Source organism: Ensifer adhaerens (assembly GCF_001270265.1).
GTDB classification, from domain to species: domain Bacteria; phylum Pseudomonadota; class Alphaproteobacteria; order Rhizobiales; family Rhizobiaceae; genus Ensifer; species Ensifer adhaerens_B.
The window spans coordinates 260,685-285,252 of sequence record NZ_LGAP01000001.1 but is presented as its reverse complement, the minus strand read 5'-3'; the positions used below and the strand labels follow the sequence as shown (position 1 = coordinate 285,252).

Genomic DNA, 24,568 nt, shown 5'->3' with positions numbered 1-24,568 from the left:
CTTATCAGTTAATCGACCCGCACCGCGACTTCGTCACCGAAACGAATTCGCAGGCATAGGCTGACTGGTCTTTTTGTAAAAATACGATGTAGCGCGTGCCGTTGGCCACGGCTGCCTTGATCTCGTAACCCTTGGCCACGAGATCGGCCATCGAGCCCCCGCGCATCGCGGCGGACGCTTCGCTGTTGACGGAATCCTGTGCGGATGCCGCCGTTGCCAGCATAAGAAGTCCTGCCATAGCCAGGGGCGCGAAACGCATCAGCGATCCACCTCACCGAACACGATATCGATGGAGCCCAGCACGGCCGAGACGTCGGCGAGCTGGTGTCCGCGACAAAGGAAGTCCATCGCCTGCAGATGCGCGTAGCCCGGGGCGCGGATCTTGCAGCGATAGGGCTTGTTGCTACCGTCGGAGACGAGGTAGACGCCGAATTCGCCCTTGGGCGCTTCGACGGCTGCATAAACCTCGCCGGCCGGCACGTGGTAGCCTTCGGTGTAGAGCTTGAAGTGGTGGATCAGCGCTTCCATCGAGCGCTTCATCTCGCCGCGCTTTGGCGGAACGATCTTGCCGTCCATCGACGAGACCGGGCCAACCTTGGCATCGCCGAGCAGGCGGTTCACGCATTGACGCATGATCTTGGCCGACTGGCGCATTTCGATCATGCGGATCAGGTAACGGTCGAAACAGTCGCCGTTCTTGCCGATCGGAATGTCGAATTCCATGTCCGAATAGCATTCGTAGGGCTGCGCGCGACGCAGGTCCCAGGCAGCGCCGGAACCGCGAACCATCACGCCCGAGAAGCCCCAGGCCCAGGCATCGTCCAGCTTGACGACGCCGATGTCGACGTTGCGCTGCTTGAAGATGCGGTTGCCGGTCAGAAGTTCGTCGATATCGTCGACGGTCTTCAGGAACGGGTCGATCCACTTGCCGATGTCCTCGACCAGCTCGTGCGGCAGGTCCTGATGCACGCCGCCGGGGCGGAAATAGGCTGAGTGCATGCGCGCGCCGCAGGCGCGCTCATAGAACACCATCAGCTTCTCGCGCTCCTCGAAGCCCCAGAGCGGCGGCGTCAGCGCGCCGACGTCCATGGCCTGCGTGGTCACGTTCAGAAGATGCGACAGGATACGGCCGATTTCCGAATAGAGAACCCGGATCAACTGGCCGCGGATCGGAACTTCGGTCCCGGTCAGCCTTTCCACGGCAAGCGCGAAGGCGTGCTCCTGGTTCATCGGCGCGACGTAGTCGAGGCGATCGAAATAGGGAATGGCCTGCAGGTAGGTCTTGGTTTCGATCAGCTTCTCGGTGCCGCGGTGCAGCAGCCCGATGTGCGGATCGACGCGTTCGACGATTTCGCCATCAAGCTCGAGCACCAGACGAAGAACGCCGTGCGCCGCCGGATGCTGCGGACCAAAGTTGATGTTGAAATTACGGACGTTATGTTCGGTCATACCGATTGCTCCAGGCCGGACGGCGCCCTCAAAGGGTCGCCGCGGGCCGACTTAGTCTCACCGTGCTTTCGCCTTCTCGTCGCCGGGCAGGACGTATTCCGTCCCTTCCCACGGGGAGAGGAAGTCGAAGTTACGGAATTCCTGCTTCAGTTCGACGGGCTCATAGACGACGCGCTTGGCTTCGTCATCATAACGAACCTCGACAAACCCGGTAACCGGGAAGTCCTTGCGCAGCGGATGCCCTTCGAAACCGTAGTCCGTCAGGATGCGACGCAGGTCCGGATGGCCGGTAAACAGAATGCCATACATGTCGTAGGCTTCACGCTCGAACCAGTCGGCGCCCGGATAGACGCTGGTGGCCGACGGCACTGGCTCGCCTTCGCCGGTCGCAACCTTGATGCGAACGCGCAGGTTCTGGCGCGGCGACAGTAAGTGGTAGACGACGTCGAAACGATCCGGCCGCTGGGGCCAGTCGACACCGCAAACATCGACGAAGTTGATGAAGGCGCACTGCACGTCGTCTCGCAGGAACGTCAGCAGCTCGATCAGGTTAGCAGCCGTCGTCGTCAGCGTCAGTTCACCGTAGTTGATGGCGGCATCCGAAATCAGTTGGCTGCGCGTCTCGCGCAGATAGGAGGCAAGCTCGTTCAGGGCTTCACTCATGTTAAGAACCCCCTACCCTTAGCGTTCGATCGTGCCGGTCCGGCGGATCTTCTTCTGCAGCAGAAGCACGCCGTAAAGCAGCGCTTCTGCCGTGGGAGGACAGCCTGGCACATAGATATCAACGGGCACGACACGGTCGCAGCCACGCACGACGGAATAGGAATAGTGATAGTAGCCGCCGCCATTGGCGCACGAACCCATCGAGATCACGTAACGCGGCTCCGGCATCTGGTCGTAGACCTTGCGGAGCGCGGGCGCCATCTTGTTGGTCAGGGTGCCGGCGACGATCATCACGTCGGACTGGCGCGGTGAAGCGCGCGGCGCAAAGCCGAAACGCTCGGCGTCGTAACGCGGCATCGACATCTGCATCATCTCGACGGCGCAGCAAGCAAGACCGAAGGTCATCCACATCAGCGAGCCGGTGCGCGCCCAGTTGATGAGCTCGTCGGTCGACGTGACCAGAAAACCCTTGTCGGCGAGCTCATTGTTGATCTCGCCGAAGAATGCATCATTGCTGCCGATCGGCTTGCCGGTCGAGGGATCGATGATCCCCTTCGGCTTGGGCGCAACGAGCGTGGTGCCGGATGCTAGTTCCATTCCAGCGCTCCCTTCTTCCATTCATAGATAAAGCCGATCGTCAGCACACCAAGGAAGACCATCATGGACCAGAATCCGAACCAGCCCAGCTGGTGGAACGAGACGGCCCACGGAAAGAGGAATGCGACTTCCAGGTCGAAGATGATGAAAAGGATCGACACAAGATAGAAACGAATGTCGAACTTCATGCGCGCATCGTCGAACGCATTGAAGCCGCATTCGTAGGCCGACAGCTTTTCCGAATCAGGCGCCTTGAACGCGACGGCGAAGGGAGCAATCAAAAGTGCCAGGCCGATCACAAGTGCGATTCCAATGAAAATCGCGATCGGAACGTAGGAACCGAGAAGTTCAGTCATTGTTATCCGTCCCTGCCTGCGGGAGGGCACCCGGGAAGCGCCAAAACAACAAATCTCGCAGGCCGAAAAATATGTTGCAACGCCAGAGTGGTTAGCGCAGCCCGCGCCTGCGCGCAAGCCTTCGAGGGCCATTTAAACCGGTTCGCGACACAGGATTGGACGACGTGCCACGGCAAAGCGCTGATTTGCAGGCACGAGGAGACTTTACCGTAAAAGCGAAGCCTGCAGGACAGATTGCCGCACTGCAAGAGACGCCGTTTGCAGTCATGTTATATCGGAGGGGTCAAGGGGTAAATGGCGCGAGTGACGGGGCTCGAACCCGCGACCTCCGGCGTGACAGGCCGGCACTCTAACCGACTGAGCTACACCCGCGCATATGACCCAAGGGTCAGTATTACCACCATCGGCGCTTCATGAGAATGCCTAGGTTAAACCATATCAAGAATGGCGCGAGTGACGGGGCTCGAACCCGCGACCTCCGGCGTGACAGGCCGGCACTCTAACCGACTGAGCTACACCCGCATCATCTTGAAGTGGCTGGAGCGTTTCCGCCCCGGCACCGAGCGGGCTTGCCCGTTCGATGAGCGGCTAACTAAGCGGTTCGCATTTGGGTGTCAAGCGTGTTTGGAGACAAATCCATGACGGAGCCAATTTTGATCCACAGGCAAGATCAAAGCCGGCTCCTCCCTCCCCAAATAATAGGAAGCTCGCTTCCCTTTGTACGGCGGGACGCTCCGGCATGAGGAAAGCCGATGCGCAGATGTTAGCCACCGATCGACGGATTCGAGCGAAAGTCGCCGTGAGACCAATCGTCGTTTTCCACAGTCGCCGTTCTCCGTTTTTTTCCACAACGCGAAAACCCGGCAACTCCTGCACTTCTGTCGCCCCGTGCAAAAAAAATCGAAAAAACGACGGAAATGCTCTTGCGGTTTTTTTCGGTTACGCCTAGATCACGGCCACCGACGCGGCGGACACATCCGGTCCGAACGCTGAAGGGCGATTAGCTCAGTTGGTAGAGCGCCTCGTTTACACCGAGGATGTCGGGAGTTCGAGTCTCTCATCGCCCACCATTTTCTTCCCTAGAATTATCGACGCCCACCCCGACAGCAACGCTTGTTCCTGCACGTTCGCTTCCAAACAATGGCCAGCCAAGTTCGGCGCTCCATGTCATCAGCAAATCAAAACATCGAACCGTCAGCACCGTGGCCCAAGGCAAATTTGCGCCGCGGCATGCGACAATCGAGCGTGTAAGCGCCTTCCGCGTGATGCAGCCGAACCTGTTGAAAGTGATCCTTACTGCCGTGGCGCGCTGCGAACACGCGCCGGAAGACCGATTCGTCGTCCAATCGCCAAACTGCGGTCGATGCGCATGAGAATCGACTAGGCGCCGCGATATTGTTCGTCGCTGACATGCTCCAGCCAGTCGACCGCCTTGCAGTCGAGCGCTTCCTGAATGGCAAGGTGAACCATGGCGGTATCCGGCGCGGCACCGTGCCAATGTTTTTCGCCAGGCGGAAACCAGACCACGTCTCCTGTGTTTATTTCACGCACCGGCCCGCCCCAGACCTGCGCCAGGCCCCGGCCTGATGTCACCACCAGCGTCTGCCCAAGCGGGTGCGTATGCCATGCGGTTCGAGCGCCGGGCTCGAACGTCACGTTCACGGCGCGCACACGGGCCGGCTCTGCCGCCTCGATGACGGGGTCCTGCCGGACCGCCCCGGTAAAGTACTCGGTCGAGGGTCGTGTCGACGCTCGCGATCCGCTGGGTATGATCTCCATCTGCCGTTCCTCCAGGTTTCCGTCGCGATAATTCGCCAACAGCATACCAACTGCGCAAGCGCGTCATAGTCTGTGGATAATCACGTCCGGACATGCCGTTCTGGCAATGTCGCAAAGATGCTCGTGGTGCGTCAGGTAGATCACCTGCCCGACGCGGGCCATGTCCGCCATCAGCTCGAAGGCGCGGCCGGCGCGGCCGTCGTCAAACGTCTCCATGATATCGTCGGCGATGAAGGGCAAGGTTTCGCGCGCCGCAGCAACCTCGTGATAGCCCGCGATGCGCAGCGACAGATAGAGCTGGAAGCGCGTCCCCTTGGAAAGATCGCGCGCCAACTTGGAGCCACCAGCCGCGGCGTTGGCTATCAGGAACTCCTGACCCTTGTCGGCCTGCGCCGACAGGCTGGAATATTCCCCGCCGCTGATGCGGCTGAAGGTCTCCGAGGCGCGCCGCATCATGGCACTGCGATGGCGCTCGCGAAAGAGCCGGAGCGCCTGCTCGGCGGCGATGACGCCGGCCTTCAGCTTGAGATAGCCGAGCGCCTTGGCCTCGATCTCCAGAAGCAGCGTGCGGCGGCGCTGGTCGAGCGCTGCAACGGTGTCGTCGCCGGCGATATTGGCGAGTGCTGCCTGCTTCGTCCGCACATCCGCATGCAATTCGCTGACGTCGCGGTCGCTCTCTTCAAGGAGCGCCTCGACGCGAGCCAGCTCCAGCCGCACCGTTTCGTCATCAAGCGTGGCCAGCAGCGCCTCGGCGTCTTCGCTGCCGGCGACACCGAGGCGGGACGCGAGATCAGCCTCCGATTCGGCGATGCGCTGGCGCAGCTGCTCCTGTTCGCGGGCAGCGTCGAGCCGCAACCCCGCATCGTCCAATGTCTCGCAGTCGAAGAAATCGAGCACGAGACGTTTGCGAGCGGTGTGGAGATCCTGCTCGGCAGCGATGGTGCGTTTCTCATCTTCAACGCGGACGAGTTCCGCCAACAGCGCCGCTCGCCGATCCTCTTGTTTCTCCGCGTCAGCGACACGTGCCTTCATGGCGGCGAAGGTCGCAAGCGTGTCTTCGATGCCCGGCATACCAGCAAGGTCTGCGACCGCCGTCTCAAAGGCCACTTGGTCCTTGCGCATGCCGGCGACGCGGTGATCGAGATCGGCCTTGCGCTGCACCAATTTGTCGAGATCCTGCAAGACCGCGAGCATGGGGGCGACCTGATCCGGCAAAGGCCGCACCTGCCTGTCGGCAAGCCAGGTGGCTGACAGCAAATTATCCCACTGCGCCTGCCAAGAGGACAGGGCATCTTCGGCTTGCGCCAAGGTCGACTGCCGCTGCTCCATCATATCGCCGGCTCGCCGGACCGCCTCGCGCGCCGCCTTGCCGGCAGAGAAGGCCGCCTGCGCCTGCGCGACAGCATTTTCGGCAAACGTCAGGAGATCATCGAGCCGATGCGGCAAACGTTCGATCACACCGATCTCGGCAAGTGATTCCTTGAGAGTTTCGCGGGCATCGTTCTCGTCTGCTCGGGCACGGTCGAGGTCCAGCTGCGTAGAACGCTGCTGTGTGCGGATATCGAGCGCGAGAAGCCGGCCCGCCAGCCATGCCTCCAGTTGCGTCAACTGCATAACGTTCGGTAATCCACAGGCTGTGGCGACCGTCTTAACAGCCTCTGACAGTGCGGACGATTCCTCGGCAAGGGAGAGCTGCTGTTTTCGAAGCGCATCAAGGCGCGCCCGGCGCTCGGCGATCGACAAAGCGAGCGACCGCATATCCGCGACCTTTGCCACCTCGGCAAGCCGCAACGCCGTGGCATCATCGTCCCGACTCAGTGCGTCTTCAAAGAGCGCCGCAGTCGTCGTGTCCAACCGAGCCCTGTGTTGCTCCCAGGCGTGCTGCCGGTGCTGGCGAAGCTCAGTGGATGCCCTGTCGTCAATGGCGCCGCCCGAGGCAACCAGGGCGGCCAGCCGAGCCTCCTCTCCGGCGAGTTGCTCGGTCTCGCTGGCGAGACGATCGGCAAGGCGCAGACGCTTTTCGTCCTGTGTTGCCAAGTCACGACGCCAGGTCTCGATCATGCCGGCAGCGGGCACCGGCAGGCCAAGCAGATCATCGGCGCTGCCGGAATAGGGCTTCAAAGCCTCCAGCCTGTCGGCCAGCTCCGCATCCAGACGCTCGAGCGATTGTCTGGCGGCCCGCAGGCGCAGCCCACAATCGTCCTGCCGCAGGCGTCGCAGCCGCTCGACAAGCGCACCCGGATCGACACCCGGACCGCCTTCGGCCTGCAGCCGCGCCAACTCACTGGCCGTCTCCCGCTCAGCACGTTTTGCCCCATCCGCCTCCTGTCGGGCCGATGCCGCGCGCTCCTGCAGCGCCGAATGTTGCCGGGAGAGTTCCTGCAGCCGGGCGTTTGTGGCCGTCGGCAACAGCAGCGATGCCGGATCCCGGTCGCCGGGCTCGCCGAGCCTGATAAGGCAGGCGGCAATCTCCGTTTTCGTCCGCGACAGTTCCTCGATCCGTGCGGGCATATCGCGCGCCGCCGTGACATAGCGCGCATCGAGCGCCACCTCCTGCAGCGCGTTCAAACGCTCCATCAGAAGGAGTGCCGCCTCGTCACGCGGCAGGTCCTCAAGCTCCTCCTGCCGACGCCGGGTTTCGTCATCGAGCTGACGAAGCTTCGTTGTGATCTCGACGTCGCGCCGACGCAGTGCCGGCAATTCTGTTGCCCACTCGGCTGGAGCAAGCGGCAAGGGTGGCGTCTTGGCCAGATCGGCGCGCAAGCCACAAAGGCGACGGAAGAGCGGCAAGGCATCGATCTGCGCCTTCAGCCGATCACGCTCCACCCGCAGCTCGACACGCCGGGCCATCGCCGCGTCGTGGCGCTCGCGGGCGGCAAGAAGCGTCTTGCGCAGCGACGCATATTCGCGAGCATTGACGTCCAACCCGTTGCGCTCGACTTTCAGCGCATCGAGTTCGGCCTTCAGCTCCGAAAGCTGATGCTTGCGTGCCTGGGGGCGATAGAAGCTATCCGCCTCGGCGCGCAGGGTAGTCAGGATCGCGGCACTGTCCGGCAGACCTGAACTTGCAGAGAAGAGCAGCGAGCCGAGTTCGCCTTCGCTTTTGAGGATCGCCTCTCCTCCCAGCTCGATGCTGTCGTCGTCGAGCGAGAACATCATGCGATAGGTCGCGCGGTCGATCGAGCCGAGCGAGGCGGAAAACAGATTGTCCGGCAACGGCTGGTCGTCGGCGCCCACCAGCGTGTTGGTCTTGCGTTTTATCCGAAAGGCCTGGTGGGTGCGGCCGGCCGCCTCGATCGTGCCGCCGACCCGCATGGTCTGGTATGGGTGCAGAAAACCGTACGAGCTGTAGTGCTCGATGCCAAAGAACAGGTCGAGGAAGCCGGAAAACAGCGTCGACTTGCCAGCCTCGTTCGGTCCGTAGACGATATGCAGGTCGGGCCTGCCCGGTATCCCGGGACCGAAGTCGAGGCGGCGCTCGGTAAACTTGCCGTATCGCACCAGGTCGAGTTCGCGCAGCCGCATCAGCGTGAACCCTCGGCCGCACCGCCATGGAGATGTGCGAGCACCTCTGCCGCGCCGGAAACGCCAGCATCGAACGCCAGCCGTTCGCCCGCCGCTTCATCCGGCGCCAGAGCCTGGCGCAAGTCCGGCGGCAACTGCTGCAACAGCTCCTCGACGGCGGCGCGCACTTCCTGACGGAAGCCATGGGCCGGCAGGACATCGCTGCCGACAAGGGCCGCCAATTCGTCGACCGGATCGGCGATAGCCGTCCCGGTCTCGGCATCAGGACTGCGGCAATCCAGCTCAATTTTCTCGACCCAGCAGCCACCGATGCCGGCAGCGACATTGTCGATCTCCGCCTGGAGCAGATCGGCATCGCGGCGCAGGCGCCAGGCAAGCGGCGTCGCACCGGTCAAGGTCAGACGGAGGATGACGTTGTCGGCAGCGGTCGTCTCGCGAGACTGCAGGAAGGCGTTCCTGACCGCATCAAGCATATCACCCCAGTCCGAAACATCGGTGAGGTCAAGGTTCATCCTCTCGAAGGTGGCAAGCCCGATCGCCCGTTCCTCGATCGAGAAACGCCCCTCGTCGGTGACCGTCACCAGCGTCACGCCCTTGCTGCCGGCTTCGTTGATATCGCGCCCCTGCGGCATGCCCGGCATGACGACGAAGGGCTCGCTGGCGTGCACCTGGCGCTGATGAACGTGACCGAGCGCCCAATAGTCGAAACCGTGCGCCTGGAGATCCGCCACGCTGCAGGGCGCATAGAGGTCATGGCCGGCAGAACCGGCCAGGCTCGTGTGCAGCATGCCGATATTGATCGCATCGACAGCGGGCATCTGAAAGGACGGCAGCAGGCTTTCCGGCGCGTGCGGGCTCGCAAAGCTCATACCGTGGATATAGACGTCGCGGCCGCGCTCCAGCGTCTTTGCCAGAACGGCCTTGCTGCGGCCCTTGAAGACATGCACCGACGGCGGCAGCGTCAGCTCGTTCGTCACCTGCGATTGAGCATCGTGATTACCGCGAATGATGAAAACGCGGATGCCGGCTTCGTCGAGCCGGCGCAGCTCACCGGCGAGAAACAGCGCGGTGTTCATCGAGGTCTGGCTGCCATCATAAAGGTCGCCGGCGATCAGCAGGGCATCGACCTCTTCGGCAAGGCAGAGGTCGACGATCCTGACAAGCGCTTGCCTGGTTGCGCCGCGCACGATTTCGGCGAGATCGGCATTTCGAAGCGCAAGGCTGCGCAGCGGGGAATCAAGATGAAGATCGGCGGTGTGAACGAAGCGGAAAGGCATGGCCGACCATGGCCCGCGAAAGCAGCACCCGTCAATGCGCCGGACACCGTCATCCACGCGAACGCGCCTGTCCCTCACCGTTATTTCAGGCCGCCCAAGTAAAGGCAGTTCTAATACGTGCAGGCTGCAGTTTCGGCATGAAACGATTATCCAAAAATGTGCGCACGTCTATGTGCAAATATCAGATTATACTCACTTTAATCGATTAGCGCTTTTGTAATAACTTGTTGGCTAGGTTTCGCACGGCCGCATTCTGCGTGCGGCCAAGCACAGGAATGACTCCCTGCTTCGGCATCCGCTCCCTCATGACGATCAAGAGCCGGAACGACTTATTCATGCACAAACTTTTACGGACGCCGTTCCTCCGGAGTTATTCATGTCGCGCCTAAAGATATCGCACACCCTTATTGCTCTTTTCCTGATGGTTGGCTTCATCGTCGCCGTGCTGGCGGTCGCCTCGCTTGGCGGCATCAAGATGATGAACGAACGCAACAACGAGATCGCCACCACCTGGCTGCCGCGCGTCTCGCTCTCGCGCGCACTTGAAACCCAGCTTTCGGACACGCGCATGTCGTTTGCCCGGCACCTGATCTCGCTGACGCCCTTCGAGAAGAAGGCGGCCGAGAAGGTCATCGGCGAAACCGTGGATGGCTTCAACAAGCTTTCGGACGAATACGCCGCTCTGATGATCAGCGACGCCGACAAGGCAGCGCTCGAAAAGGTCAAGAGCGCCTACGAGGCCTACCTCTCGGTTTCCGCCGGCATGGTCAAGCTCTCCAACAATCTCGAAAACATGAAGGCGCAGAGCGTGTTCAAGGTCGAGATGCGCGAGACGGAACAGCAGGTCGACCAGGCGATCAAGGAAATGCGCGCCCTCAACCTAGCCGGCGCCGATGCAGCCGTTGCTGCCAGCTCCAGCACGCACGACCAGATCCGCACCATCGAAATGAGCGTCATCGCGGTCGCCGCCCTGATCGTGCTCGGCGCGATCCTCTACGCGATCCGCGGCATTGCCCGTCCGATCCAGATCATCACCCACTCGATGGCAGGTCTCGCAAATGGCGATACCGCCACCGCCATTCCCTATGGCGTGCGCAAAGATGAGATCGGCGAGATGGCGCGCGCCGTCGAGGTCTTCCGTGAGGCGGCTATCTCCAATCTGCAGCTCGAGGACGACGCCAAGGTACAGCGCTCTCAGGCAGAGGCCGAGCGTCGGCGTGTGACCGAAGAGGCCGAAGCCGCCGCACAGCTTCGTCTGCAGGAAGCAACGGCCGGCCTTGCAACCGGTCTTCGCCGTCTGGCCGCAGGCGACCTTGCGTTCCAGCTCAACGAACCTTTCGCGCCGGACTTCGAACAGCTGCGTCACGACCTCAACCAGGCCGTTGCCCAGCTGGCCGATACGCTGGCTGCCGTCTCCTCCAGCTCCGGCAGTATCGACAGCGGCGCACGCGAAGTCAGCCAGAGCGCCGACGATCTGTCGCGCCGCACCGAGCAGCAGGCCGCGTCGCTCGAAGAAACGGCCGCCGCGCTCGACCAGATCACGGTCAATGTGGGCAGCTCGTCCAAACGCACCAACGAAGCCCGCGCCATCGCCAGCCAGGCAAACGAAAGCGCACACAAGTCCGGCGCCATCGTTTCCGGCGCAATCGACGCCATGGGCCGCATCGAGCATTCGTCGAGCCAGATCTCCAACATCATCGGCGTCATCGACGAAATCGCCTTCCAGACCAACCTGCTGGCGCTGAACGCCGGCGTGGAAGCCGCTCGCGCCGGTGATGCCGGAAAGGGCTTTGCCGTCGTTGCCCAGGAAGTGCGCGAACTGGCACAGCGCTCGGCCAATGCTGCCAAGGAGATCAAGGATCTGATCCGCAATTCGGCCGTCGAAGTGCAGAGCGGCGTCAAGCTCGTCCGCGAAACCGGCGAGGCGCTGCGCACGATCGAAGGCTTCATCGTGACGATCAACCAGCACATGGATGCGATTGCGGTTTCGGCGCAGGAACAGTCCGCCGGGCTTTCGGAGGTCAACACCGCCGTCAACCAGATGGACCAGGTGACCCAGCAGAACGCCGCGATGGTCGAAGAGGCGAATGCCGCAAGCGCGACGTTGGCACAGGAGGCCGGTCGCCTTCGCGAGCTTATCGCTCGCTTCACCCTGGCCGAGGCTTCGGGCTACGGCTACGCGCCTTCGGCCGGCTCATCGCGCTGGGCGGCATAGTCCGAACGGGCGAAATTCTTGAGCGTACAAGTGAAACGGCCTGCGGAAACGCGGGCCGTTTCTTGCTTGTGGAGGTAGTTCCCGTGAAATTGCAGAGGTTTTAGTCGACAAATGTAGCAATTGTAACTATCAATAATGTTGCTGCCATTTGACATGGCACCTCACAATTTTCCAACGATGATCATGAAGAAGACATTCGAAGTTTCTGACAGGCTGTTTGAGCTTTATCACCGCGTCCACCGGTTGGTGAACGAGTCGATGACCGAGGAAGGCGTTTCGCTGGCGCGAAGCAAGTTCCTGTTCTTCTTGAGCAAGCTCGGCCCCTGTCGTTCGACGGATATCGCCTGCGCGCTGAACTTCGCGCCGCGCACCGTCACCGAAGCGATCGACGGCCTCGAGCGCGATCGTCTCGTCATGCGCAAACCGGACCCCGAGGACCGTCGCGCCAAGATCGTCTCGATCACCGACACCGGGCGCGTCATTCTCGAAGCAGCCGAACATCCGCGCAAACAGCTGATCGAGGAAATCTTCTCGGCGCTCGACGACAAGGAACTCGACCAGCTCTTCGATATCGTCGGCAAACTCGTCGACAAGACCGACGAGATCCGCAAGCGCAAGGACGAGGCCGAAGCGGCCGAGATCACGGTCGCTCGCTAAAGATCGCTCAGTCAATTACCGATAGCTGAAACAGAAAGAGGCCGGGACGTCATGTCCCGGCCTCTTCCGTTTTTCTCCTGGCCCCGACGCTTACATCGCGTCGATGGCACCGATGGAGAAGAACAGCGTTTCGCCGGAGGAATCGTCGACGCCGTCGTTGTCGGTGACGACATAACCGTTGCCGGCGGCATCGACGGTAAAGCCTTCGACCTTATCGACGACGTAGCCGTTCAAAGCCTTCAGATCGGGAACGAGGTCGCGAACCTCCTCCTTCTTGACGACGGGGAGCTCGCCGCCGAGGGCTGCCGGCTTCAACTCGGCAAGCGCGACACGGTAGAGCTTCTTCAGCTTGGCGGCCTGGCCGATCAGGTTGTCGCGTTCGATGATGTAGGCATAGTTGCCGTGCACCGAGATTTCGGACAGGCCGACCCAACCGCCGCCCGCCTTTTCGAGCGGATAGCGGACCGCGCCCCATTCCTCGCTTGACGGCTTGTAGGAGACGAGCTTGACGAAGCCCTTCTCGTCATCCTTCCATTCGCGCTGAACGGCCATCCAGAGCACCTGGTCGTCGCCTTCGCCGACGACTGTTACGCCTTCAAAGCCGAAGCGAGTCTCGCCGGCCCGCAGAGCTTCAGGCAGGGCGATCTCCTTCTTGATCTCGCCCTTCTTGTTCACGCGCAGCAGCGCGTGGCTGTAGAGCTTGTCGGAGTTGCCTTCCGAGGCGAGCCAGAAGCCCCCTTCCCCGTCATTGGCAATGCCTTCGATGTCGAGCTTCTGTGCCGGCGCGCCATCGCGGGTGATGCGCAACGTTTCGGTGATCAGCGCCGGCTTCTGCGTCGCGTCGATGGTAAAAATCGTCGGCTGCGAAGCGTAGACCGAATCGCTGGTGGCGCGCAGGAAGCCGGGCTTGTCGGCAACGGCTGCCAGGCCGGAAAGTGCTCCGAACCCAACCGGCAGACCATCCTTGTCGGCAGAGCGGATCTGCGGATAGGCAGCCTCACCTTCGCCGCGCTCATAGATCATGACATGCGAGCGGGCGCCGCCGTCTTCACCGAGATCGACCTCGTTGGCGGTGGCAAGCAGATTGCGGGACGGGATCGCGACGGCACCTTCCGGCGAGATGCCGGATGGCAGCAATTGCAGCAGTTCTGGCTCGGCGCCGGTATCCTTGTAAACGCCGACGACGGATGCGCGTTCAGCAAGCACGAAGAACAGATTGTCGTCGCCGAACTTGGCGGCCTCGAGTCCCTCCGGCTCGACGCCCTTGGCCGACGAGCGCTTCTCCGGATAATGGCCGATCGACGCGATCGCGTGTTCGAAGCTCGCGCCCGATTCGAACAGGACCTTGCCGGCCGTGTCGAAGATCGTGAAGCCGCGCGAACCGCCCTCATAGTCGCCTTCGTTGGCAACGACGATGCGATCGTCGTCGAGCCACTTGACGGCGTCAGGCTCGCGCTTGCGGCTCGGCTGCTCGTCCTTGAAGGCGATGGCACCGTCGCGCTTGGTGTCGATGTCCTTGAGGTCAACCGCGCTGGCGGAGAAATGCGTCTTTACCGTGGCCGACTTGGCGTCGATGATGACGATGTGGTTGTTTTCCTGCAGCGTCAGCGCGATCTCATCCTTGCCGTTGAAGGAAACGAATTCCGGCTCTGGATCGTCGCCAGCAACTTCGGCAAGACCCGTTAGAGTCACGTGGTTGATCGTCGCGCAATCGGCAACGCCATCCTTCAGAGACAGGATCACGAGATCGCCGGCAGGCATCTGCGGGATCTTGCCGTCGTTGACCTCTTCATCGCGCTCGTTCTCGATGGCGATCGCCGCAAGCGTCCGGTTCTTGTTGACCGCGACGGAGTCCGGCTGACCGCCGAGATCACAGGTCGCCTCGACCTTCTTCGAGGCAACGTCGACGGTGGCGAGGAAGCCGGAAGGCTTTGTGAAGCTCTCGCGCGTATTGACGGCGACCAGCGCCTTGACACCGGCGACAGTCACCGATGTCGGCTCTCCCTCGAACGAAACAGTGCCGGCGGCCTTCGGCGCGTTGGCCTCGGTGATGTCGATGAGGCCGATGCGCTTGCCCGGGCTATCGGAGTAAATCAGCGTGCTGCCGTCTTCGGTTGCGGTGATGATTTCCGCGGATGTCGCTTCCTTGCGGGCATCGCCCTCCGGCAGGTTGTCGGCAACGGCGAAGGACGCAATACGATTGAACACCGGTTCGGCGGCAGCCGGAAAAGCAACGGACGCAAGAAGCATGGCGGCGAGCGCCGTTCTGCATGATGAAATGGTCATGAAATCCCCCTTGACGAATATTCAAAACAAGGGGGTTCTGCGGGATGGCGATGACAGGCGCATGACAATCCCGCGCCTTTGTTGTGCAGCGTTTCCTTACGCGGTCGCGCGCTCGCGTTTCATCTCGTTGCGCATGATGAAAAGCGAGGCGCCGAGGATCAGTACAGCCCCCAGCCAGAGATAGCCGCTCGGCGCATAACCGAAAACGATCCAGCCGGCCAGCACGTTGAGCGGCAGCTTGAGATCGTCGAAAGGTTGCACATAGGCGGCGTCGGCGACGGTATAGGCCAGCGTCAATAGATATTGCGCCACCACCGTCAGCAGCCCCGCCAGCACCAATAGCGCAAGGATGGCGCCGCTCGGCACGACGAACCCTGCCGCCAGCGCCAGAACACCGTTGATCGGTGTCAGAAGCACGAGCAACCAGACCGTTATCGTCTCCGGACGCTCGATGCCCGTCAGGCTCTTGGTAATCAGCGACGACGCGCCCCAGAGCAGTGCCGAGAGGATGGGCAGCAAGGCCGCCCACGCGAAGCTTTCCGACCAGGGCTGCAGGATGATCGTGGCGCCAGCAAAACCCACGGCAGCGGCGGCCCAGCGCGCCGCGCCGACGCGTTCGCCGAGAAAGAGGCGCGCACCGAGAATGATGAAGAACGGCGACGTCATCACCAGCGCGATGGCCTGCCAGATCGGAACGGAAGCCAGCCCCGAAACCCAGGCCCCCACACCCAGCGCCGCAAGGGCAACGCGAACGACGTGACGCCAGGGATAATCGGTGCGCATCGCCGACAGGCCGACCCGAAACAGGAACGGCAGGGAGAAGACGAGCGCGAATGCATATTGCCAGAAGGCTGTCGACGTGGCGGAAAAACCGAGCTGCATCGTCATCCACTGCGTAACGATATTAAGCAGGGCAAAGGCGACGCCGGCCAGTATCATCCAGGCGGCACCGGCCATGGCACGGGAAGTGAAAAGTGCTTGGGTAGTCTCACTCATGTCCTTCATCCGCAAACAGGGACCAACACAAATCAGGACGCATGAGCGCAAGGCGCGACAACGGACAGCCCTGCCCCTCGCACCCACGATCATTCTCTTTCATCCGGACTGTGACCGTCGGCTCCGGAGTTGCACCGGATCTGCTGACCTTCCGACGAACAGACGCCTGAAGCGCTCGCGGGCTTGGGCCTACTGCACAATTCCCTAAATCCAATCCGATTTAAGGAGAAAATTATGCAGCAGCTTTCAAATGTCACAGCGCTGCGCGTCATGTTTGACGCGCAGCGCTGTGAGCCCTTACCGCCGGTGGGGACTTTCACCCCGCCCTGAGAACAGGCTGAGCCCTAGACCAAAGACCGCGCTGCCGCAAGGCCACCCGAAAAGCAAAAGGGTCCGGCGTGAGCCGAACCCTTCAAGACTTGGACTGCCGGCCTCGTATCCGGCCGTCAAGCAAACTTATCAGCCGTTAACGGCATCCTTCAGGCCCTTGCCGGCCGTGAACTTCGGAACGTTACGTGCCGGGATGTCAACTTCAGCGCCCGTGGACGGGTTGCGGCCCTTGGAGGCTTCGCGACGCGAAACGGAGAAGTTGCCGAAACCGACGAGGCGAATGTCGCCACCGTTCTTCAGTTCAGCCTGAATGGTCTCGAAAACTGCATCAACTGCGGAAGATGCATCGGTCTTGGAAAGTCCGGCCTTCTCAGCAACGGCAGACACGAGCTCATTTTTGTTCATGTTTCCACCCCTTTCAAAATGGTTCGAAACAACTGTGTTTTTTAAGCCGCGGCGGCTTGCGCATCGCCCGCGTCTTGCCATTCCCAATTGCGCCTAATCCCTTGGAATGCAAGGCTTGCAGCATGCTTTTACAACAAAAAAGACCGGCCAAAGGCCGGTCTTCCTTGTTTTTCCACCAAATGGGCCTGCCGGGGAGCACAATTGCACCCGCCCGGGCCTATCGATCAGTGGGCGATGGAAGCGCCCGCTTCGTCCTGCGAATCAACTGCGGCGACTGGTGCCGGCTCATTTGCAGGGTCCCATTCGATCGGCTCCGGGACGCGGATGAGAGCGTGCTCAAGCACTTCACCCATCCGCGAAACGGGGATGATCTCGAGCACGTTCTTCACGTTGTCCGGGATCTCGGCGAGATCCTTGGCATTCTCCTCAGGGATCAGCACCTTCTTGATGCCGCCGCGAACGGCCGCCAGCAGTTTTTCCTTCAGGCCGCCGATCGGCAGCACGCGGCCGCGAAGGGTGATCTCACCCGTCATCGCCACGTCCTTGGAGATTGGGATGCCGGTCATCACCGAGACGATCGCCGTTGCCATGGCAACACCGGCCGACGGGCCATCCTTGGGCGTCGCACCTTCCGGCAGGTGCACGTGGATGTCGCGCTTGTCGAACAGCGGCGGCTCGATGCCGAAATCGATCGCCCGCGAGCGGACGTAGGACGCCGCCGCCGAAATCGATTCCTTCATCACGTCGCGCAGGTTGCCGGTGACGGTCATGCGGCCCTTGCCGGGCATCATGACGCCTTCGATCGTCAGCAGTTCGCCGCCGACCTCGGTCCAGGCAAGCCCTGTGACCACGCCGACCTGATCGTCGCGCTCGGCTTCGCCGTGACGGTAGCGCGGTACACCCAGGTAATCCGGGATGTTTTCCGCGGTGACTGCCACTGACTTGGCCTTGCCCTTGATGATCTCGGTTACCGCCTTGCGGGCGAGCTTCATCAGTTCGCGCTCGAAGTTACGAACGCCCGCTTCACGCGTGTAGGTCTGGATGACCGCCATCAGCGCACCGTCGGTGACCGAAAACTCTTTCGGCTGCAGCGCGTGATCGCGGATCGCCTTCGGCAGCAGGTGCCGTTTGGCGATTTCCAGCTTTTCCTCTTCCGTGTAGCCGGCGATGCGGATCACTTCCATGCGGTCCATCAACGGCGCCGGAATGTTCAGCGTGTTTGCCGTGGTGATGAACATGACGTTGGACAGATCGTATTCGACTTCCAGGTAGTGATCCATGAAGGTCGAGTTCTGTTCCGGATCCAGCACCTCCAGCAGAGCCGAAGATGGGTCGCCACGGAAGTCCTGGCCCATCTTGTCGATCTCGTCGAACAGGAAGAGCGGATTGGACTTCTTCGCCTTCTTCATCGACTGGACGACCTTGCCGGGCATCGAACCGATGTAGGTGCGGCGGTGACCGCGGATTTCCGCTTCGTCACGAACGCCGCCCAGCGCCATGCGCACGTATTCGCGGCCGGTCGCCTTGGCGATCGACTTGGCGAGCGAGGTCTTGCCGACGCCCGGAGGGCCGACGAGGCACAGGATCGGGCCCTTGATCTTGGTCGAACGCGCCTGGACGGCGAGGTATTCGACGATGCGCTCCTTGACCTTGTCGAGGCCGAAGTGATCGACGTTGAGCACTTCTTCGGCATGGTTCAGGTCGGTCTTGATCTTGGACTTCTTGCCCCACGGCATGCCAAGCAGCCAATCCAGATAGTTGCGCACGACGGTTGCTTCCGCCGACATCGGGCTCATCTGGCGCAGCTTCTTCAGCTCCGCGTCAGCCTTTTCGCGCGCTTCCTTGGAAAGCTTGGTTTTGGCGATACGCTCTTCGATTTCGGCCATCTCGTCGCGGCCGTCTTCGCCGTCGCCGAGTTCCTTCTGGATCGCCTTCATCTGTTCGTTGAGGTAGTACTCGCGCTGGGTCTTCTCCATCTGGCGCTTGACGCGCGAGCGGATACGCTTTTCCACCTGCAGGACGGAGATTTCACCTTCCATGAAGCCGAGCGCCTTTTCGAGACGCATCTTCACGCTGGTGGTTTCCAGCATTTCCTGCTTTTCGACGATCTTGATCGACAGGTGCGACGCGACGGTGTCGGCGAGCTTCGAATAATCTTCGATCTGGCTGGCAACGCCGACGACTTCCGGCGAAATCTTCTTGTTGAGCTTCACGTAGCTTTCGAACTCAGAGACGACCGAGCGGCTGAGCGCCTCGATCTCGACCGGATCTTCTTCCGGCTCGTCGAGCGCCTGTGCTGTCGCTTCGTAGAATTCCTCGCGCGACGTGTAGCTGTCGATCTTGGCGCGCGTGCGCCCTTCGACCAGCACCTTGACAGTGCCGTCGGGCAGCTTCAGCAATTGCAGAACGTTGGCGATCGTGCCCACCTGGTAGATCGCGGAGGGTTCCGGATCGTCATCTGTCGCGTTGATCTGGGTGGCAAGCATGATCTGCTTGTCGGTCCCCATGACTTCTTCCAGCGCACGGATGGACTTTTCACGGCCGACGAAGAGCGGCACGATCATGTGCGGGAAGACTACAATGTCGCGAAGCGGCAAGACCGGGTAGGTCGCGCTTTCAGTCGCCGGAGACGTTTTGCTCGTCATGTCATTTCCTTTCCGTCCCGATTTCGGGCCCGTTCCCGGGAGCCACAGCGGCACTCCCGGTTGTCATATTTCCACATGAAAGTGGAGTGCTAGAGAGGCCTTTTCAAGGCTCGACGCTACATCCACCATCAATGGCCGGGTCCTTCTGACTACGCTTTATCGCTGTTGCGTACCTTGCGACGGAAAACGAGGCTTCAAGGGTATGCAACGGCCGAGGCCCTTTACTGAATCGTCACATCATTGCGTTGTTAAGACACTTTAGCAACAACCGAATTGTTAATTCGTCCCCTGCAGAAGTCATCTCAACAACTAAGTGTGGGGTCATGAAAAAGCCCGCACGAGGCGGGCTTTTGCAGGTCTGATCTGTTGGCCGTATCAGGCCGAAACGTTGGTCTTCTCTTCCGAGCGCTCGGAATAGATGTAGAGCGGCCGTGCGGCACCCTTCACGACTTCGTCGGAGATCACGACTTCGCGAACGCCTTCGAGCGTCGGCAGCTCGAACATCGTGTCGAGCAGGATCTTTTCCATGATCGAGCGGAGACCACGGGCGCCGGTCTTGCGCACGATGGCACGACGGGCGATCTCGCGCAGCGCGTCCTCGTGGAAGGTCAGCTCGACGTCTTCCATCTCGAACAGGCGCTGGTACTGCTTGATCAGAGCGTTCTTCGGCTCGGACAGGATCTGGATCAGCGCATCTTCATCGAGGTCTTCCAGCGTCGCCAGAACCGGCAGACGGCCGATGAATTCCGGGATGAGGCCGAACTTGACCAGATCTTCCGGCTCGAGTTCGCGCAGGACCTCGCCGACGCGGCGATCTTCCGGGGAGCGAACCGTTGCACCGAAACCGATCGACGTCTTCTCGCCGCGGGCGGAGATGATCTTGTCGAGGCCGGCGAAGGCGCCACCGCAGATGAACAGGATGTTGGTGGTATCCACCTGCAGGAATTCCTGCTGCGGATGCTTGCGGCCACCCTGAGGCGGTACCGAAGCGACGGTGCCTTCCATGATCTTCAGGAGCGCCTGCTGCACGCCCTCACCCGAAACGTCACGGGTGATCGACGGGTTGTCGGACTTGCGCGAGATCTTGTCGACTTCGTCGATGTAGACGATGCCGCGCTGGGCGCGCTCGACATTGTAGTCGGCAGCCTGGAGCAGCTTCAGGATGATGTTTTCGACGTCTTCACCGACATAGCCGGCTTCCGTCAGGGTCGTCGCATCGGCCATCGTGAAGGGCACGTCGATGATGCGCGCCAGTGTCTGTGCGAGGTAAGTCTTGCCGCAGCCGGTCGGGCCGACGAGCATGATGTTCGACTTCGCCAGCTCCACATCGCTGCCCTTGGCCGCGTGAGCCAGGCGCTTGTAGTGGTTGTGCACGGCGACCGAAAGAATGCGCTTGGCCTGCTGCTGGCCGATGACGTATTCGTCGAGGACCTTGATGATTTCCTGGGGGGTCGGAACACCATCGCGGGACTTGACCATCGAGGTCTTGTTCTCTTCGCGAATGATGTCCATGCAGAGCTCGACGCATTCATCGCAGATGAAAACCGTCGGTCCGGCAATCAGTTTGCGGACTTCGTGCTGGCTCTTGCCGCAAAACGAACAATAAAGCGTATTCTTCGAGTCACCGCCGTTGCTACCGCTGACCTTGCTCATTTCCATTTCCTTCCAGCACGCCGGACACCTTCGGAAAGATATCACGGTCCACTCAATTCGCCCCGCGCAAAGACCTGCGCCGCATTAAGAGGGCTTCCGGGAGTACCCACCGTATCAGGGCATTTTGCCCAAGATTCGGCCGCAACGACTCTCCCACCTAACTCTGAACCCTATGCCTTCACAGCTCAACATAGCATTAAGGGTTCATCTTAGCGGCTTTACCCCCTCGATAAAGCCCTTTCACCATTACAATTGTGTCACAATTGCATCTACCGTGACACAAAAGCGCGTTATCACGCCTGCTCTGCAGCCTCGATCGCTTCGCGCGACGTGATGACCTTGTCGATCAGACCCCAGTCGAGCGCTTCGTCGGAACTCATGAAATGGTCGCGATCGAGCGTCTGTTCAACCTCTTCATAGGTCCGACCGCAATGCTTGACGTAAACCTCGTTCAGGCGACGCTTCATCTTGAGGATGTCCTTGGCATGGCGCTCGATGTCGGAGGCCTGGCCCTGGAAACCGCCGGACGGCTGGTGCACCATGATGCGCGAATTCGGGGTGGCGAAACGCATGTCCTTGTGACCGGCTGCCAGCAGGAGCGACCCCATCGACGCGGCCTGGCCGATGCAGAGCGTCGAAACCGCCGGCTTGATGAATTGCATGGTGTCGTAGATCGCCATGCCGGCGGTAACCACGCCACCCGGCGAGTTGATGTAGAGCGCGATTTCCTTCTTCGGATTTTCCGCTTCAAGGAAAAGAAGCTGGGCGCAGACGAGCGTTGCCATCTGATCTTCAACCGGGCCGGTCAGGAAGATGATGCGCTCTTTCAGAAGGCGCGAAAAGATATCGTAGGAACGTTCGCCGCGGTTGGTCTGCTCCACAACCATCGGCACCAGCGCCATGGCGGTATCAACTGGATTTCTCATATCGAACCTTCATCAATCTGGCCCGCATACCTTTGCGAACCGGGAATCACAGGATTAGCCTTCTGCCCCTACATAGAGTGTCAACACCCTTCACTTCAAGTCGCCAACATCCGATAACCTTAATCGGCGGCGCCCTTCCGACCGAAGAGCATCGGTCCTCCACACGTGATTGCTGATAGAACATTTTTTCGCCGCCGCCTTTGCCAACGCCCTGGCTTTTGCGCTTTCCGCACAGCATTCGCCACCGCTGGGTAAACGGACGGTAAACGGGGCGCGCGCCGCCACTGACGTCAGAGCTGCGATTCGATCGGCAGAATACGGATGATCCCGGCGATGACGCGCCTCAGTAAGCTGGCGTCGGGCTCGCGCCGCAGCAGCCGCTCGGTCCCGTTGGTTCGGTCGCGCCAGACGAGCCGCGCACCTTCGAGGCTCAGCTGGTAGCTGACGGACGGGGCCGTCTCCTCCTCGAACATCGTGGCGAGTTCACCGGCAAGTGCTGCATCCGCAAACACGACGCCCATTTCGGTGTTCAGCGATGCCGATCGTGGGTCGAAATTCATCGAACCGACGAAGCCGCTCAGCCCATCGACGACAAAGGCTTTGCTGTGCAGACTGGCATTGCGGCGGCCGAACAGCGACATGCGATGGCTTTCGACGGCATCGCCCTGCTCTTTCAGTTCGAAAAGTTCGACACCGGCGCGCACGAGGTTTCGACGATACTTCACATAGCAACCGTGAACGGCCGCCACGTCGGTGGCAGCCAGTGAATTGGTGAGCACCGAGACCCGGGCGCCCCTGTTCACCAGGGCCGTCAGTTCGCGCGTCCCGGCTGTGCCTGGAATGAAGTAGGGCGAAATGATGCGCAAATCCCGCTTGGCAGCCTGGATCAGCGGGAAGAGTTCGCGCAGCAGCCAGTTCTGCCGCTTCTGCATCAGCGCCTTCTCGGGCGGGTCGGCCTCAAGACGGACATCGTCTATCCAGTACAGCTTTCTCGAACCGCGATAGAACGTCTCTTCGCCCACCGCGTCGGTCACGCGTTCCAGATAGAAGCGGGCGGCAGGCGTGCGCGCATGCATATCGAGCGCTTCCCTCAGCGCCGGCAGATACTGCTTGCGCGGAGTGCGCAGCTTCCCGATCGGCAGCACCGACGTGCTGTTCCAGTAACGATCGAACATTGCCGAGGCCTGATCGACTACCGGCCCGATCATCCAGACATCGAGGTCACGAAAGTTTGAAAGCTCCGCCGCGTCGAAATAGGCATCGCCGATGTTGCGCCCGCCGGCGATGGCCACCCGCGCATCGGAAACCCAGAGCTTGTTGTGCATGCGGCGCGTGGCGCTGAAGGCGCGGATGGCCATCTCGAAACCGCGGCGGATACGATCGGTGCGGGCACGACTTGGGTTGAAGAGCCGCACATCGATGTTCGGATGGGCATCGAGCGCGATGCACATCCGGTCGTGGATGCCGGCATTGATATCGTCGAGCAGCAAGCGCACGTGGACGCCGCGATCCGCTGCCACCAGGATTTCGCGCGTGAGCAGGAAACCGGTCAGGTCATCCTTCCAGTAGTAATATTGCAGGTCGAGGCTGCGGCCAGCCGTTCGAGCCGCATGCGCCCTGACGATAAAGGCTTCGATGCTGTCAGAGACCAGCGATATGCCATTCTTTCCGGAATGGGTGCGAAGCAGCGGGACGATGGCTCGATCGAGTTCAGTATCGGCGTCGGCGACAGGAAGCGCGGAGGACGGGTCTCCGTGGGGGCGACGACCGAAGCGGCCATAGACATAGAAGATCGCTGCGCCGAACGCACCGCCGATGGCGACAACGGCAACAATGACAAAGGACAACATCACCTGCCCGCCAGAAAGTGTCTCAGGCCGATCCGGCCCGGCTCACTTCAATCCGTTGGTTGTTATGGCCTTCCCGCTTGCCAACCTTCAGATCGATCGATGCCTTGACCGGCAAATGATCGGAAGCGACGCGGGCCAAAGGGGAATCGTGCACGGCCACCGACGTGACCAGGCTGTGCGGATTGCCGAGAACGCGGTCGAGCGGCAACAGCGGAAAGCGGGAGGGAAAGCTCGCGACGGTCGCATGCGACGGATCGAAGACCGGGCTGAGGAAGGACAGGGACGATCGTTTGCCCATGCGCCACTCGTTGAGATCGCCGATCAGCAAAGTCGGCCTTCCGCCCGCATCGGATGCCGCCTCGATGATCGCCTCGGCCTGCTGGGCGCGGGAATGACGCAGCAGCCCCAGATGGGCCGCGATCACCCGCAATGGGCCCATCTTGAGGTCCAGATCGACAACAAGCGCGCCGCGCGGCTCGACGCCCGGCAGCTTCAGTTGCTGGACATCGGAAACCGCCCCCTCGCGCAGAAGAAGCACATTGCCGTGCCAGCCATGGCCCTTGGTGGAGAAGCCCGAGATCGGGACGGATACGAGATGCGCCTCACGCCGCAGGTGTTCCAGGTCAAGGAGCCCTGCCCGCTCGCCAAAGCGCTGGTCGGCTTCCTGAAGGGCGACGATATCGGCGCCGAGCTCGCCGATCACCTGGGCTGTACGACCCGGATCGAAGCGGCCATCGGTGCCGACGCATTTGTGGATGTTGTAGGAAGCGATGACGATATCACCGCGGCTGACCGCCGCCTCCCGGCTGACGACGGTGGGTCGGCGCTTGCGGATTGCCGCCACGATGCCCGCCGATAGACTGCTCTGGTTTTTTGCCATGCCGCTCCCTGCTTGCTGCCGCATCATGCGCAAATAGGTCGCCGGACGCCACTGAAAAAGGTTTCGGACAGAAAGTTGT

General features: G+C 61.2%; 18 protein-coding genes, 3 tRNA genes and 1 riboswitch. Of the genes, 3 read left to right on the top strand and 18 right to left on the bottom strand.

The annotated features are described in order from the left end of the window. Window positions 1–4: 4 nt before the first annotated feature. The 7 genes from AC244_RS01325 to AC244_RS01295 all read right to left on the bottom strand — a co-directional run bounded on the left by AC244_RS01325 (window position 5) and on the right by AC244_RS01295 (window position 3,587). Window positions 5–259 carry a hypothetical protein gene (locus AC244_RS01325; protein WP_053247041.1) on the bottom strand — a complete coding sequence of 85 codons (255 nt, stop codon included), beginning with the start codon at window positions 257–259 and terminating at the stop codon, window positions 5–7. Then, window positions 259–1,449, bottom strand: coding sequence for an NADH-quinone oxidoreductase subunit D (locus tag AC244_RS01320; RefSeq protein WP_053247040.1), 1,191 nt, complete (start codon window positions 1,447–1,449; stop codon window positions 259–261). The genes AC244_RS01325 and AC244_RS01320 overlap by 1 nt, the downstream gene beginning before the upstream one ends. 57 nt (window positions 1,450–1,506) lie before the next feature. Further along, on the bottom strand, window positions 1,507–2,112 hold the full coding sequence (locus AC244_RS01315) for an NADH-quinone oxidoreductase subunit C (protein WP_053247039.1): 606 nt from the start codon (window positions 2,110–2,112) through the stop codon (window positions 1,507–1,509). An 18-nt stretch (window positions 2,113–2,130) separates the two neighbouring features. After that, on the bottom strand, window positions 2,131–2,709 hold the full coding sequence (locus tag AC244_RS01310) for a NuoB/complex I 20 kDa subunit family protein (RefSeq protein ID WP_025426581.1): 579 nt from the start codon (window positions 2,707–2,709) through the stop codon (window positions 2,131–2,133). Further along, window positions 2,700–3,065 (bottom strand): NADH-quinone oxidoreductase subunit A, encoded by a 366-nt coding sequence (locus AC244_RS01305; RefSeq protein ID WP_053247038.1) that lies wholly within the window; start codon window positions 3,063–3,065, stop codon window positions 2,700–2,702. The genes AC244_RS01310 and AC244_RS01305 overlap by 10 nt, the downstream gene beginning before the upstream one ends. A gap of 295 nt (window positions 3,066–3,360) precedes the next feature. Then, window positions 3,361–3,437: transfer RNA gene (locus AC244_RS01300), tRNA-Asp, on the bottom strand. Window positions 3,438–3,510: 73 nt separating this feature from the next. Next, window positions 3,511–3,587: transfer RNA gene (locus AC244_RS01295), tRNA-Asp, on the bottom strand. Between the two features lie 472 nt (window positions 3,588–4,059). Here AC244_RS01295 and AC244_RS01290 point away from each other — a divergent pair. Further along, window positions 4,060–4,135: transfer RNA gene (locus AC244_RS01290), tRNA-Val, on the top strand. Window positions 4,136–4,445: 310 nt separating this feature from the next. Here AC244_RS01290 and AC244_RS01285 read toward each other — a convergent pair. From AC244_RS01285 to AC244_RS01275, 3 genes are all read right to left on the bottom strand, one after another. Further along, the gene (locus tag AC244_RS01285) at window positions 4,446–4,844 is read right to left on the bottom strand and encodes a cupin domain-containing protein (RefSeq protein ID WP_053247635.1); all 399 of its coding nucleotides are present in this window, start codon (window positions 4,842–4,844) and stop codon (window positions 4,446–4,448) included. A 63-nt stretch (window positions 4,845–4,907) separates the two neighbouring features. Beyond that, on the bottom strand, window positions 4,908–8,369 hold the full coding sequence (locus tag AC244_RS01280; protein ID WP_053247037.1) for an AAA family ATPase: 3,462 nt from the start codon (window positions 8,367–8,369) through the stop codon (window positions 4,908–4,910). Further along, entirely contained in the window at window positions 8,369–9,646 is a 1,278-nt protein-coding gene (locus AC244_RS01275; RefSeq protein ID WP_053247036.1) for a metallophosphoesterase family protein, read from the bottom strand. Before AC244_RS01275 ends, AC244_RS01280 begins: the two co-directional genes overlap by 1 nt. 376 nt (window positions 9,647–10,022) lie before the next feature. On the opposite strand from AC244_RS01275, the gene AC244_RS01270 reads away from it, so the two are divergent. Together AC244_RS01270 and AC244_RS01265 are read left to right on the top strand one after the other, a co-directional pair. Next, on the top strand, window positions 10,023–11,861 hold the full coding sequence (locus AC244_RS01270; RefSeq protein WP_053247035.1) for a methyl-accepting chemotaxis protein: 1,839 nt from the start codon (window positions 10,023–10,025) through the stop codon (window positions 11,859–11,861). Between the two features lie 183 nt (window positions 11,862–12,044). Further along, complete coding sequence (locus AC244_RS01265; RefSeq protein ID WP_053247634.1) at window positions 12,045–12,518, top strand: MarR family winged helix-turn-helix transcriptional regulator; 474 nt, start codon at window positions 12,045–12,047, stop codon at window positions 12,516–12,518. 90 nt (window positions 12,519–12,608) lie between these two features. Here the strand turns inward: AC244_RS01265 and AC244_RS01260 are convergent, their stop codons facing one another. From AC244_RS01260 to AC244_RS01225, 8 genes are all read right to left on the bottom strand, one after another. Beyond that, window positions 12,609–14,804: an esterase-like activity of phytase family protein gene (locus AC244_RS01260; protein WP_053247034.1), complete on the bottom strand. Its 2,196-nt coding sequence runs from the start codon at window positions 14,802–14,804 to the stop codon at window positions 12,609–12,611. Window positions 14,805–14,900: 96 nt separating this feature from the next. Beyond that, the gene (locus tag AC244_RS01255; protein ID WP_414735869.1) at window positions 14,901–15,809 is read right to left on the bottom strand and encodes a DMT family transporter; all 909 of its coding nucleotides are present in this window, start codon (window positions 15,807–15,809) and stop codon (window positions 14,901–14,903) included. 78 nt (window positions 15,810–15,887) lie between these two features. Next, window positions 15,888–16,138, bottom strand: a riboswitch (FMN riboswitch). A 121-nt stretch (window positions 16,139–16,259) separates the two neighbouring features. Next, window positions 16,260–16,535, bottom strand: a complete 276-nt coding sequence (gene hupB, locus AC244_RS01250; RefSeq protein ID WP_034803616.1) for a DNA-binding protein HupB — start codon at window positions 16,533–16,535, stop codon at window positions 16,260–16,262. Between the two features lie 224 nt (window positions 16,536–16,759). Beyond that, window positions 16,760–19,180: an endopeptidase La gene (lon, locus tag AC244_RS01245; protein ID WP_053247032.1), complete on the bottom strand. Its 2,421-nt coding sequence runs from the start codon at window positions 19,178–19,180 to the stop codon at window positions 16,760–16,762. 375 nt (window positions 19,181–19,555) lie between these two features. After that, complete coding sequence (gene clpX / locus AC244_RS01240) at window positions 19,556–20,833, bottom strand: ATP-dependent Clp protease ATP-binding subunit ClpX (protein ID WP_053247031.1); 1,278 nt, start codon at window positions 20,831–20,833, stop codon at window positions 19,556–19,558. Window positions 20,834–21,126: 293 nt separating this feature from the next. Then, window positions 21,127–21,759 carry an ATP-dependent Clp endopeptidase proteolytic subunit ClpP gene (gene clpP / locus AC244_RS01235; protein ID WP_025426569.1) on the bottom strand — a complete coding sequence of 211 codons (633 nt, stop codon included), beginning with the start codon at window positions 21,757–21,759 and terminating at the stop codon, window positions 21,127–21,129. A gap of 290 nt (window positions 21,760–22,049) precedes the next feature. Next, window positions 22,050–23,609, bottom strand: a complete 1,560-nt coding sequence (locus tag AC244_RS01230) for a phospholipase D family protein (RefSeq protein ID WP_053247030.1) — start codon at window positions 23,607–23,609, stop codon at window positions 22,050–22,052. Between the two features lie 22 nt (window positions 23,610–23,631). After that, entirely contained in the window at window positions 23,632–24,489 is an 858-nt protein-coding gene (locus tag AC244_RS01225; RefSeq protein WP_053247029.1) for an endonuclease/exonuclease/phosphatase family protein, read from the bottom strand. Window positions 24,490–24,568: the final 79 nt, after the last annotated feature.